Origin of the sequence: Kitasatospora sp. NPDC057692 (assembly GCF_042799475.1) — a bacterium.
Taxonomy (GTDB): domain Bacteria; phylum Actinomycetota; class Actinomycetes; order Streptomycetales; family Streptomycetaceae; genus Kitasatospora.
The window spans coordinates 84,311-96,775 of sequence record NZ_JBHVIV010000027.1 but is presented as its reverse complement, the minus strand read 5'-3'; the positions used below and the strand labels follow the sequence as shown (position 1 = coordinate 96,775).

General features: G+C 76.8%; 6 protein-coding genes and 1 pseudogene. 2 read left to right on the top strand and 5 right to left on the bottom strand.

Features of this window, described 5'->3' with window-relative positions; genetic code table 11:
- Window positions 1–831, top strand: a pseudogene (locus tag ACFVFS_RS17770) (hypothetical protein); the annotation flags it as partial.
- Window positions 832–1,014: 183 nt separating this feature from the next.
- On the opposite strand, the gene ACFVFS_RS17765 reads toward ACFVFS_RS17770, so the two are convergent.
- Entirely contained in the window at window positions 1,015–1,824 is an 810-nt protein-coding gene (locus tag ACFVFS_RS17765) for a TrmH family RNA methyltransferase (RefSeq protein ID WP_380625090.1), read from the bottom strand.
- A 98-nt stretch (window positions 1,825–1,922) separates the two neighbouring features.
- Here ACFVFS_RS17765 and ACFVFS_RS17760 point away from each other — a divergent pair, with 98 nt between their 5' ends.
- Entirely contained in the window at window positions 1,923–4,694 is a 2,772-nt protein-coding gene (locus ACFVFS_RS17760; RefSeq protein WP_380625088.1) for a SpoIIE family protein phosphatase, read from the top strand.
- Between the two features lie 87 nt (window positions 4,695–4,781).
- Here the strand turns inward: ACFVFS_RS17760 and cobA are convergent, their stop codons facing one another.
- The 4 genes from cobA to ACFVFS_RS17740 all read right to left on the bottom strand — a co-directional run bounded on the left by cobA (window position 4,782) and on the right by ACFVFS_RS17740 (window position 12,363).
- The gene (gene cobA / locus ACFVFS_RS17755; protein ID WP_380625086.1) at window positions 4,782–6,035 is read right to left on the bottom strand and encodes a uroporphyrinogen-III C-methyltransferase; all 1,254 of its coding nucleotides are present in this window, start codon (window positions 6,033–6,035) and stop codon (window positions 4,782–4,784) included.
- A 96-nt stretch (window positions 6,036–6,131) separates the two neighbouring features.
- On the bottom strand, window positions 6,132–9,566 hold the full coding sequence (cobT, locus tag ACFVFS_RS17750; protein ID WP_380625100.1) for a nicotinate-nucleotide--dimethylbenzimidazole phosphoribosyltransferase: 3,435 nt from the start codon (window positions 9,564–9,566) through the stop codon (window positions 6,132–6,134).
- A gap of 716 nt (window positions 9,567–10,282) precedes the next feature.
- Window positions 10,283–11,584: a precorrin-6y C5,15-methyltransferase (decarboxylating) subunit CbiE gene (gene cbiE, locus ACFVFS_RS17745; RefSeq protein WP_380625084.1), complete on the bottom strand. Its 1,302-nt coding sequence runs from the start codon at window positions 11,582–11,584 to the stop codon at window positions 10,283–10,285.
- 143 nt (window positions 11,585–11,727) lie between these two features.
- A complete protein-coding gene (locus ACFVFS_RS17740; protein WP_380625082.1) occupies window positions 11,728–12,363 on the bottom strand; it encodes a GNAT family N-acetyltransferase in 636 nt (211 codons plus the stop codon).
- Between the last annotated feature and the right edge of the window lie 102 nt (window positions 12,364–12,465).

Genomic DNA, 12,465 nt, shown 5'->3' with positions numbered 1-12,465 from the left:
CGGCAGCACACGCCCGTACCCGGCGGGCGCCCCGGGACGGCGCGGCAGCGGCTGCTGCGGCAGCGGCTGGTGGTGTTCGTGACGGTGACGGTGGGGGTCGCGCTGGCCATCGCTGCGGCGCAGGGGTGCGAGAACCGGGACAAGCAGGGGCTGCGGGCGCCCTCGAACGCCGCGACCGCGCCGGCCGCGCCGGGAACCGCGTCCGCCGCCGCCCCCGCCCCCGCCCCGGAGGCCTCGGCCGGTGCGGGGCTCTCGGCGGACGGCCTCGCCGCGTCGACCACCCCGCTGGCGGCCGCGGCGCACGGTGCCCCGGCGGGCGGCGGCGCGGAGACCGCGCTGCTTCCGGCGCAGGGCGCCGGTCCGGCGGTCGACTGGCCGAACCGCTCCTACGCCGATCCGGCCGGCGGTCCGGCGATCTCCCTGCGGGACGGCCGCTCGGCGGGCGCGGGCCCGCAGGTCGTGCTGAGCGCGGTGCTCCCGGCCCGGTACAAGGGCGCACCGGCGGCGCTGGTCGTGCTGCGGCGCTCGGAGGGCTCGGTGCCGGTCGACCTGGTGCAGCTGTTCTCCTTCAGCGGGGACAGCCCGGTCGCCCTGACCTCGCGCTCCTCGGCGGCGGATCCGCAGGCGACGGCGGCCTGGCGGCTGGAGGGCGGTGCGCTGGTACGGGAGGAGCGGGTCGCCCAGACCGGGGCCGCCACCTCCACCCGCTACACGCTGCGCGCCGACGGCACCCTGGAGGAGTCCTGGCCCGGCTCCCCCACCATGACTCCCCCGGCCACCACCCCGCCCCCCGCCGCCGCCCCCGCACCCCCGACCGCCCCGGCGGGCTGACCCCGGGAGCAGGAAGTCGGCTGGCCCGACTTCCCGCGCACGGCACGGACGAGAGGCGACCGGAGCGGAACGACCGCGGGTCCGGACTCCCCCACCACAGCACGGCGCGCCGCACGAACAGGCGCAGGCCGAGACACGCCGGAGCAGGAAGTCGGCAGGGCCGACTTCCTGCGGCGTTGGGGGTCAGGCGGTGGTGGTGACGGCGTAGAAGGCCACGGCCGCGGCGGCGCCGACGTTGAGGGAGTCGACGCCGTGGGCCATCGGGATGCGGACCGCGTGGTCGGCGGCGGCCAGGGCGCGGGGGGTGAGGCCGTCGCCCTCGGCGCCGAGCATCAGGGCCGCCTTGGGGAGGCGGTGCGGGGCGAGCCCGGCCAGGTCGACGGCGGTGTCGGCCGGGGTGAGGGCGAGCAGGCTGAAGCCGGCGGCGCGCACCGTGTCCAGGGCGGTCGGCCAGGGGTCGAGCCGGGCGTACGGGACGGCGAAGACGGCGCCCATCGAGACCTTCACCGCGCGCCGGTACAGCGGGTCGGCGCAGTCGGGCGAGAGCAGGACGGCGTCCATGCCCAGGGCGGCGGCGCTGCGGAAGATCGCGCCCAGGTTGGTGTGGTCGACCAGGCCCTCCAGGACGGCCACCCGGCGGGCGCCGGCCAGGATGTCGGCGGCGTCCGGCAGGGGCTGCCGTTCCATCGAGGCGAGGGCGCCGCGGTGGACGTGGTAGCCGGTGACGGCCTCGGCCAGCGCGGGTTCGACGACGTGGACGGGGGCGTCGGCCTCAGCGATGACGTCGGCCATCACGTCCAGCCACTTGGGGGTCAGCAGCATCGACCGCATCCGGTAGCCCGCCGCCAGGGCGCGGCGCACAACCTTCTCGCCCTCGGCGATGAACAGGCCCTCGGCGGGTTCGCGGCGGCGGCGGAGTTCGACGTCGGTCAGGCCGGTGTAGTCGGCGAGGCGCGGGTCGGCGGGGTCGGTGATGGTGCTGGGTTCGGACACCCTGCGATCTTGCCAAGACGGGCCGGGGAAGGCCAACCGGCCCAATGAACGGGGTGGCCGCCCTTGGCCCGCCGCCACGCGGAGTGCAAATATGACGTATGGCCCGTTTTCCGGGCCGATCTTGGGCTCCGTCGGACCCCGGTGCGGCCGGTTCCACGTCCGCCTCCCGATCCACGGGTACCGTCGCCGGCTCGCCCGGTGGGCGCCCCCACGGTCGGCACCTGCGATCACGAACGGCCCGGACCGCACCGGCCCGGGTCCGGTCGGTGGCCGGACAGGTCTTCGCGCTACAGGTCGTGGTCGTACTGTTGCTGGTGGTGGCGGCCGTGGTGGCGCTGCTGGTGCAGTCCCGCAACGACGCCCGGCAGGAGGCCACCAACCGCTCGGTGGCGGTCGCGCAGACCTTCGCCAACGCGCCGGGCACCGCCGCCGCGCTGCGCTCGCCGAACCCGACCGCGATCCTGCAGCCCTCGGCGCAGTCGGCGCGGATCAACGCGGGCGTGGACTTCATCGTCGTGATCAACACCGACGGCATCCGCCTCGCCCACCCCAACCCGGCCCGGATCGGCCAGAAGGTCATCGGCACCTACCAGCCCGCGCTGGCCGGACAGGTGGTGACCGAGCAGGTCACCGGCACGTTCGGGCCGCTGGTGCAGGCGATCGTGCCGGTGCACGCGCCGGACGGGCAGGTGGTCGGGGCGGTGTCGGCGGGCATCACGATCGCCAATGTGAGCAGCGCCAGCGAGCGGCAGCTGCCGGTGGTGCTCGGCGCGGCGGCCGTCGCGCTGGCGCTGGCGACCGGCGGCACGGCCCTGATCAGCCGGCGGCTGAAGCGGCAGACCCGGGGGCTGGGGCCGGCCGAGATGACCCGCATGTACGAGCACCACGCGGCGGTGCTGCACGCGGTGCGCGAGGGCGTGCTGATCGTCGGCGGCGACGGGCGGCTGCTGCTCTGCAACGACGAGGCGCGGCGGCTGCTGGACCTGCCGCCGGACGCCGAGGGCCGTCCGCTGACCGAGCTGGGCCTGGAGCCGGCGCCGCTGGAGCTGCTGGCCGACGGGCGGCCGGTGAGCGACGAGGTGGTGCTGGCCGGCGAGCGGCTGCTGGCGGTGAACGTGCGGCCCACGGACCGGGACGGCGGGCCGCCGGGTTCGGTGGCGACGCTGCGTGACTCCACGGAGCTGCTGGCGCTGACCGGGCGGGCCGAGGTGGCGCAGCGGCGGCTGCGACTGCTCTACGACGCCGGGGTGACGGTGGGCAGCACGCTGGACGTGACGCGGACGGCGGAGGAGCTGGCGCAGGTGACGGTGGGCCGGTTCGCCGACATCGTCACGGTGGACCTGGCGGACCAGGTGCTGGAGGGCGACGAGCCGCCGTCCGGTGCGGGGCCGATGCGGATGCGGCGGGCGGCACTGGCGGCGGTGCGGGACGACGCGCCGTTCTACCCGGTGGGCACGGTGCAGGAGGTGACGCCGTCGACGCCGCTGGCGGGGGCGCTGAGCAGCGGGCTGCCGGGGCTGGAGCCGAGGCTGGCGCAGGCGCCGGGGTGGCGCGAGCAGGATCCGGAGGCCGCGGCGCGGGTGCTGGCGTACGGGGTGCACTCGCTGGTGCGGGTGCCGCTGAAGGCGCGCGGGGTGCTGCTGGGGATCGCCCGGTTCTGGCGCTCGGAGGGGGCGGAGCCCTTCGAGGAGGAGGATCTGGCGCTGGCCGAGGAGCTGGTCTCGCACGCGGCCGTGTGCATCGACAACGCGCGCCGGTACACCCGGGAGCACGCGATGGCGGTGACCCTGCAGCACAGTCTGCTGCCGCGCAGCCTGCCGGGGCAGAACGCGCTGGAGGTGGCGCACCGGTACCTGCCGGCGCAGGCGGGGGTGGGCGGGGACTGGTTCGACCTGATCCCGCTGCCGGGGGCCCGGGTGGCGCTGGTGGTGGGGGACGTGGTCGGGCACGGGCTGCACGCGGCGGCGACGATGGGGCGGCTGCGGACGGCGATCCACAACTTCTCGACGCTGGACCTGCCGCCGGACGAGCTGCTGGGGCACCTGGACGAGCTGGTGAACCGGATCGACCTGGAGGAGTCGGCGACCGGGGGTTCGGCGGCGGTGACGGGGGCGACCTGCCTCTATCTGATCTACGACCCGGTGGCACGGCGGTGCACGGTGGCGAGTGCGGGGCATCCGCCGCCGGCGCTGGTGCGGCCGGACGGGTCGGTGGTGTTCCCGGAGCTGCCGACGGGGCCGCCGCTGGGGCTGGCGGTGCTGCCGTTCGAGACGGTGGAGCTGGAGGTGGCGGAGGGCAGCCGGCTGGTGCTCTACACGGACGGGCTGGTGGAGGACCGCGAGCGGGACATCGACGAGGGGCTGGAGCTGTTGCGGGCGGCGCTGACGGGGCCGCCGCGGACGCCGGAGCAGACGTGTGCGGACGTCCTGGAGGCCCTGCTGCCGGCGCGGCCGCAGGACGACATCGCGCTGCTGGTGGCGCGGACCCGGGGGCTGCCCGCGGCGCAGGTGGCGCAGTGGGAGGTGCCGTCCGATCCGGCGGCGGTCGCGGGGGTGCGGGCGGCGGTCGCCGAGCGGCTGGAGGAGTGGGGGCTTGCGGAGGCGGCGTTCGTCACCGAGCTGATCCTGAGCGAGCTGGTGACCAACGCGATCCGGTACGGCACGGGGCCGATCACGGTGCGGCTGCTGCTCGACCGGGCACTGATCTGCGAGGTGTCGGACGGCAGCAGCACCTCGCCGCACCTGCGGTACGCGGCCACCACGGACGAGGGCGGGCGCGGGCTGTTCCTGGTCGCCCAGTTCGCGGACCGGTGGGGGACGCGGTACACGGCCACCGGGAAGGTGATCTGGACGGAGCAGCCGCTGGAGTAGCCGGGTACCGGGGCGTGCACGGTGCCCCGTCCGCGCTTCGCCGACAGGTGCTGCCGGCGAAGCGCGGACGGGGAGGAACGCGAGAGGTCAGGCGTCGGGGGCCGTGGCGGGGGCCAGGACGTTGACGACGTCGCCGATGACGATGACCGCCGGGGGCCTGATGCCCTCGGCCTCGACGGTGGCGGCGACGGTGGCCAGGGTGGCGTCGACGCGGCGCTGGGCGGCGGTGGTGCCCTCCTGGACGACGGCCACCGGGGTGTCGGCGGCACGCCCCTCCGCGATCAGCCGGGCCGCGATCGCGCCGATCTTGTCGACGGCCATCAGCAGCACCACCGTGCCCGTCATCCGGGCGAGCGCCCCCCAGTCGGTCAGCGACCGCTCGTCGTCCGGTCCCACGTGGCCCGAGACCACCGTGAACTCGTGGGTCATCCCCCGGTGGGTGACCGGCACGCCGACCGCCGCCGGCACGCTGATCGAGCTGGAGATGCCCGGCACCACCGTGACCGGCAGCCCGGCCTCGGCGCAGGCCAGCAGCTCCTCGCCGCCGCGCCCGAACACGTACGGGTCGCCGCCCTTCAGCCGCACCACGAACTTGCCGGCCTTGGCGTGCTCGACCAGCGTCCGGTTGATCGCCTCCTGCGCCATGAAGCGCCCGTACGGGATCTTCGACGCGTCGATCACCTCGACGTGCTCCGGCAGCTCCGCCAGCAGCTCGCGCGGCGCCAGCCGGTCGGCCACCACCACGTCCGCGTCCGCCAGCAGCCGCCGGCCGCGCACCGTGATCAGGTCCGGGTCGCCCGGGCCGCCGCCGACCAGCGCCACCCCCGCGCCGCGCGCACGGTACTGCCGGGCGGCGAGCGAGCCGTCCCGCAGCCCCTCGACGATCGAGTCGCGCAGTGCGGCCGAGTGCCGCGGGTCGCCGGTGAGGACGGCGACCGTCGCCCCGGCGTCGCGGCCGCTGGCCGGCGTCCACGCGGTGGCGGCGGAGGCGTCGTCGCTGCGGGCGCAGAACACCCGCCCGCGCTCCGCCTCCGCGCTGACGGCGGCGTTCACCGCCGCGTCGTCAGTGGCCACCAGCGCGTACCAGGTGTCGGCGAGGTCGCCCTCCTGGTAGGGCCGCCGGTGCCAGGTCAGCTCCCCGGCGTCGGCCATCGCCTGGACGGCCGGGGTGGTGGCCGGCGATATCAGGTGCACCTCGGCACCGGTGGCGAGCAGGGCGGGCAGCCGTCGCTGGGCGACGTGCCCGCCGCCGACCACCACGACGCGGCGGCCGGCCAGCAGCAGGCCGACGGGGTAGGGGGTGCGGCCCTCGGTGCTGGGGTGCGGGGTGGGCGCGGTCATCGGTGGTGCTCCTGGGTCGGTGAGGGTGCGGGGTGCGGCGCCGCTCCGCGCACCGGCGCGCCCTCGGGCCGGTGTGCGGAGCGGTTCGGACGAGCCTCAGGCCTTCTCGGTGACCCCGGCGGAGTCGAAGGTGGCTACATCGTGCATCGCGCGGGCCGCACTCTGCACCAGCGGCAGGGCCAGCAGGGCGCCGGTGCCCTCGCCGAGCCTCAGGTCGAGGTCGATCAGCGGGCGCAGGCCGAGCTTGGTGAGCGCGGCCTGGTGGCCGGGCTCGGCCGAGCGGTGGCCGGCGATGCAGGCGGCCAGCACCTCGGGGGCGATCGCCTTGGCGACGAGCGCGGCCGAGCCGGCGATCACGCCGTCCAGGATGACCGGGGTGCGCAGGCTGGCCGCGCCGAGCAGGAAGCCGGCGAGGGCCGCGTGCTCCAGGCCGCCGACGGCGGCGAGGACGCCGATCGGGTCGGCCGGGTCCGGCTGGTGCAGGGCCAGGGCGGTCCGGATCACCTCGACCTTGCGGGCGTGCGTCTCGTCGTCGATGCCGGTGCCGCGTCCGGTGACCTCGGCCGGGTCCAGGCCGGTGAACACCGAGATCAGGGCGGCGGAGGCGGTGGTGTTGGCGATGCCCATGTCGCCGGTGACCAGGGCCTTGTTCCCGGCCGCGACGAGGTCGCGGGCGGTCTCGATGCCGACTTCGAGGGCCTTGAGGGCCTCCTCGCGGGTCATCGCCGGGCCCTGGGTCATGTCGTCGGTGCCGGGCTTGACCTTGCGCGGCAGCAGACCGGTGGTGCGGCCCTGCTGGATCGCCTCCGGCAGCTCGGCGGCCACGCCGACGTCGACCACGCAGACCTCGGTGCCGATCTGCTTGGCGAAGGCGTTGACCACCGCTCCCCCGGCCAGGAAGTTGCCGACCATCTGGGCGGTGACCTCCTGCGGCCACGGGCTGACGCCCTGGGCGTGCACGCCGTGGTCGCCGGCGAAGACCGCGACGCAGGCGGGCTCCGGGATCGGCGGCGGGCACTTGCGCGACAGGCCGCACAGCTGGGCGGAGATGATCTCCAGCATGCCGAGCGAGCCGGCCGGCTTGGTCATCCGCTTCTGGCGGTCCCAGGCCTCGCCGAGCGCCTTGGCGTCCAGCGGGCGGATGCCGCGCAGGGTCTCGGAGAGCACGTTGTGCGGGTCCTCGCCCGGCAGGGCGCGGTTGCCGTACTGCTCCTCGTGGACGACCCAGGACAGCGGGCGCTTCTTGGCCCAGCCCTGCTGCTGCAGCTCGGGCTCGTCCGGGAAGGCGTCGACGAAGCCGACGCACAGGTAGGCGACGACCTCCAGGTGCTCGGGCAGGCCGAGCTCGCGGACCAGCTCCTCCTCGTCGAAGAAGCTCACCCAGCCGACGCCGAGGCCCTCGGCGCGGGCGGCCAGCCAGAGGTTCTCGACGGCGAGGGCGGCCGAGTACGGGGCCATCTGCGGCTGGGTGTGGCGGCCCAGGGTGTGGCGGCCGCCGCGGGTGCGGTCGGCGGTGACCACGATGTTGACGGGCGTTTCGAGGATCGCCTCGATCTTGATTTCCTTGAACTGCTTCGCGCGGCCCTTGGGGAGCGAGTCCGCGTACGCCTCGCGCTGGCGCTCGGCCAGTTCGTGCATCTTGCGGCGGGTCTTGGCGGAGCGGATGACCACGAAGTCCCAGGGCTGGGAGTAGCCGACGCTGGGGGCGGTGTGGGCCGCCTCCAGGACGCGGATCAGCACCTCGTGCGGGATCGGGTCGGGGCGGAAGCCGTTGCGGATGTCGCGGCGCTCGCGGATGACCTGGTGGACGGCCTCGCGGCCGGCGTCGTCGTAGCCGGGGGCGGCGGGGCCGCGCGGCTCGGCGGGCTCGGGGGCGGCTTCGGCCTCGACGGTGTCGGCTTCGGCGGATTCGGCGGCCTCGGTCGGGGCGGCGGTCTCGATGGCCTCGGCGGCCTCGGTGGGCTCGGCGGCCTCGGTGGGCTCGGCGGCCTCGGTGGGCTCGGCGGCCTCGGTGGGCTCGGCGGCCTCGGTGGGCCCGACGACGGCTTCGGCCTCGACGGCGTCGGCCGGGGCCGCGGTCTCGGGCGCGGCCCCGGGGGCCTCGGCCGGGGTCGGCTCGGCGGCGGCCTGCTCGACGGCGGCCGGAGCGTCCACGGGCGCGGCGGCCCCCTCGGCGGCCGGCGGGGCGGCGACGGGCTGGCCCGAGGGCATCTCACCGGTGCCGACGGCGGTCTCGGCTGCGGCCTCGGCAACGGGCTGCTGCTCGGCGGCCGGGGCCTCGACGGCGGGCTGCTCGATGACGGCCGGCTCGACGGCGGGCTGCTCGGCGGCAACCTGCTCGGCGGCGGGCTGCTCGACGGCCTGGGCCACCGGTTCGGTCGGCTCGGCGACCGGCTCGACCACCGGCTGCTCGGCCGCGACGGGTGCGGCGGCCGCCTCCACCGGGACCTCGGCCCGGACCTCGACCTGAACCTCGGCCGGGGCCTCGGCGGCGGGCGCTATGGGGGCGGACTGCTCCGCCTCCGTCTCGACGGCGGCGGGCGCGGTCTGGTCGACGGCCTCGACCTGCGGCAGACCGTGCGGGGTCGGCGCGGCGAGGAAGGCGGAGATGCGACGCGGCGGGCCGGCCTGCGCGGCCTGGTCGGCGGCGGCCTGGGCCACCGGCTCGGCCGACTCGACGACGGCCTCGGCGGGCTGCGCGGGCTGCTCGGCGACGGCGGCCTCCACCGGGACCTCAACCGGAGCCCCGGCGGTGGGGACGGCGGTCGGCTCTGCGGTCTCGGGCGCGACGGGGGCGACCGGCTGCGCGACGGCGGCCTCGGCGGGTGCGACCGCCTCGGGGCCGACGACGGCCGGCGCCACGGGTGCGGCGACGGCCTCGACGGCCTCGGCGGGCGCGACCTGCACGGCGGGAGCGGCGGTCTCCACGGGCGCCGGGGCCTCGGCGGGCGCGGCCGCCTGCGCGGCGGCGGCCTCGACCGGCTGGGCGACCGGCACCGGCTGGGCGACGGGCGCGGCGGCCGCGACGGGCGCCACGACCGGGACGGCCTGCGGCTCCGGCTGGACGGCGGCCGTCACGACCGGGATGCCGTGGGCGGGCGTGCTGCCGGTGGACGGGCCGCGGTCGGCGAGCGAGCGCACCGGGACCTGGCCGGTCATCAGGGACGGGTCCGGGATCGGCGGGCCGGCGTGCAGCGGGCGGCGCGGCTGCTGAGCGGCCGTCATCGCCTCGGGGCCCTGGCCCTGGACCGGGACGGTCTGGGCGCCGGGTGCCGGCTGGGCGTGCGGAGGAAGGTGCTGGGCCTGGGCGGCGCCGAGCACGGGCGGGTCCAGCGGCGGCCAGGACGGCTCGACGGGGGTGCCGGGCGGGGACTGCTGCTCGCCGGCCGCTTCGCCCCAGGAGCCCTGCGGGCCGGGCATCAGCAGGACGTCGTCCTCGTCGTCGAGGCCGTCGGGCTGGTCGACGAAGTGGAAGGCGGGGCGGTGGGCGCCCGGGTCGACGGTCCAGCCGTCGCCGACGCCGCCGGGCATGCCGGGGGCGGGCGCGGCGAATCCGGGCGCGCCGTGCGGGACACCCTGGGCGGGGACGCCCTGCCCGGGTGCGACGGCCGCGGCGCCCTCGGGGCCGCCGAGCGGGTCGGGCCCGGCGAGCAGGTGCTCCGGCAGTCCCTCGTTCGGGACGTGGCCGCCATCGGTCATGTCAAAGCTCCTTCCAGGCCGCTGCCGCGCCCTCGGCGACGCGATCACCGACCGCAGCGCCCATCCGCACGGGCCGGGCCTGCACCGGCCCGCCCCTCAACCACACACGGCCGCCGCGCCGAGGCGCTGCGGCCGAAGTCCTTCCGGCGCGCCGCGGCACCCCGGCCCGCGCACCACCCGTGCGGGGTGGCGCGCCATCTGAAACAACGACAAGCCGGGGCAACCGGCACGACCGCACCGGACCCTACGGCATTCTCCAGGTCCGGCGGGCGGCCCGTCGAATTGCCCACACTTCGAGCCGTACCGGTCCGTACCGCGTCGGAACGGTGCCGAACCGACCGGATCGGGCGGGCCGGTGGAGGCCGCAGCCGTCCCGGACGCCACATTACCGGCCCGGCGGGGCCGCCTCTCGAATCGGTGTCCGGATGCGACCTGGATCACCGTGCGGAGCCGCGGCAAGTCCCGGTGTGCGGGCCCGGCCGGACGGGCCGTCCGGACGGGCCGGGGCCGCCACCGACGGCCCGCCGACCGGAATCGACACCGGGCCTTCACACTTTCTGCTCACCCCAGAGCAGGAAGGTGCCGGGGTCGCCGACGCCGAGGCGCAGTCCGTGGGCGCCCTGGTCGCCGCCGCCGGCCGGGGTGCCGGGGGCAGGCGCGAGCAGCGGCGCGCACTGGAGCAGTGCGCCGTCGGCACGGTAGCCGGCGTCGGCGATGGCGCGGCGGACCTCCTCGGCCTCGGCGAGGGTGCGGGCGACGGCGACGATCCGTTCGGGGCGGCGCGAGAGTACGGCGCGCACCACGTCGGGGCCGCCGGTCTCGACCACGGCGGCGTCGGGTTCGGGGAGTTCGCCGAGGACGTCGGGGCCGTGGCCGTGGACGGTCTCGACCTCGACGCCGTAGCGGCGGGCGTTGACGGCGAGGCGGGCGCAGGCGGCGCGGTCGGCCTCGACGGCGACCACGGCGGCGCCGAAGCGGGCGGCCTCGACGGCGAGCGCGCCGCTGCCGGCGCCGACGGACCAGACGAGGTCGCCGGGGCGCGCGCCGAGGCGGGCGAGCACGAGCGCGCGGACGTGCGCCGGGAGCGCGTCGGTCGCGCCGGGCGCGCGCCCCGTGCCTGTATAGGTGTCGGTGGGCAGGGCCCAGCCGCGGTCGGCACCGGGGTAGCCGACGGGGCGTCCGGCGAGCCAGCCGGCCGCTTCGCCGGCGGCGCCGCTCTGCGGTCCGCCGCCGGGGCCCCCGGCGCTGCTGCCGCCGATCACCAGGACGACGTTGGGGTCGCGCCAGATGTGGTCGGCGACCCGGTCGGAGGTGAGGACGGTGACGTCCTCGTCAGGGGTGCCGAGGGCCTCGCAGACCACGAAGGTGCGGTGGACGCCGCGGAGCATCAGGGCGAGTTCGCTGGGTCCGGCGCCGGGGGCGGTGAGGACGGCGACCTTGGGGTGGGCACGGCAGACGTTGGCGGCGCGCCGCAGCCGGCCGCCGTGGGCGCTGACGACCTGGGCGTCCTCCCAGGGCATGCCGGCCCGGGCGAAGGCGGCGGCGACCGAGGAGACGGCGGGCAGGACTTCGAGTTCGAGTCCGTACTCGGGGCGGCGCAGGGTCCGGACGACGCCGAAGAAGCCGGGGTCGCCCTCGGCGATGACGACGGCGGCGCCGCGGTGCTCGGCGATCCGGCGGGCTGCGAGCTGGATGCTGCCGAGCGCGATGCGTTCGGCGGCGGGCGGCACCGGGAGGGCCTTGAGCTGGTAGGGGGCGCCGGCCACCAGGGTGGCCGCGGCGAGGGCCGCGGCGGCGGCCTCGGTCAGCGGTGTGCCGTCCCACCCGATGACCGTGATCCGGTCAGCCATCTGCGGCCGTCTCCCTCGCCATCCGTGCGCCGACAGGCGGCGCCGTTGTGCGGCGCCGGTCAGAGGCTACCGGGTGTGATCCCTTCGGCGCGGACATCTCGTACACCTGTGCCCGGCGGGGCGCGGGGCGGCGGGCGCCGGGTTCAGTCGCGCAGGACGTAGCGGTGGCCGCCGGCCCACGCGGGGGCGGGGGCCTCGGGGGCTTCCAGGTCCTCGGGCAGCAGGCTCCACAGGATGAGGTCGCTGCGGCTCTCCTCGACCACCTCGCCGGTGTCGCCCCGGACTATCCAGGCGCTGCGCAGCACGCCCTCGCTGATGCCGCCGATCTTCTGGGCGACCTGCTGGGCGGCGGTGTTGCCGGCGGCGGTGCGCAGTTCCAGGCGCTGGAAGCCGCGGTCCTCGAAGAGCCACTGGGCGACGCCGAGGACGGCTTCGGGGGCGTAGCCCTCGCCGCGGGCCCAGGCGGCGGTGATGAAGGAGATCTCGGTGGAGCGCAGCCGCCAGTCGGTGTGGCGGAGTTCGACGAGGCCGACCAGGCGCTGGGTGAGGTGTTCGGTGACGGCGAGGACGATGCCGTGGCCTGCGGCGCGGTGGGCGGGGGCGAGGGTGCGGGCCAGTTCGACGCCGTGGGCCTCGGTGAAGGGGTGGGGCCGGTCGGTCCAGGCCAGGACGAGTTCGTCGGCCATCATGGCGGCCAGACCGGGGGCGTCGTCCTCCGCAAGCGGGCGCAGCAGCAGCCGTTCGGTGCTGATCGCGGTCTCGGGGAAGCTCGCTGCCATGCCGTCTCTCCTCGCCGGGTCGTGGACACACCGTACGCCTCACCGGTGCCGGGTGGTCACGCGGTGCACGGACCGGACGACAGTACGTCAGATGTGGGTCTG

Coding starts and splice junctions, on each gene's coding strand:
- cobT (WP_380625100.1), bottom strand. CDS start 9,566: ATGCCCGGCGGCGTCGGCGACGGCTGGACCGTCGACCCGGGCGCCCAC.
- ACFVFS_RS17740 (WP_380625082.1), bottom strand. CDS start 12,363: ATGGCAGCGAGCTTCCCCGAGACCGCGATCAGCACCGAACGGCTGCTG.
- cobA (WP_380625086.1), bottom strand. CDS start 6,035: ATGACCGCGCCCACCCCGCACCCCAGCACCGAGGGCCGCACCCCCTAC.
- cbiE (WP_380625084.1), bottom strand. CDS start 11,584: ATGGCTGACCGGATCACGGTCATCGGGTGGGACGGCACACCGCTGACC.
- ACFVFS_RS17760 (WP_380625088.1), top strand. CDS start 1,923: ATGGCCCGTTTTCCGGGCCGATCTTGGGCTCCGTCGGACCCCGGTGCG.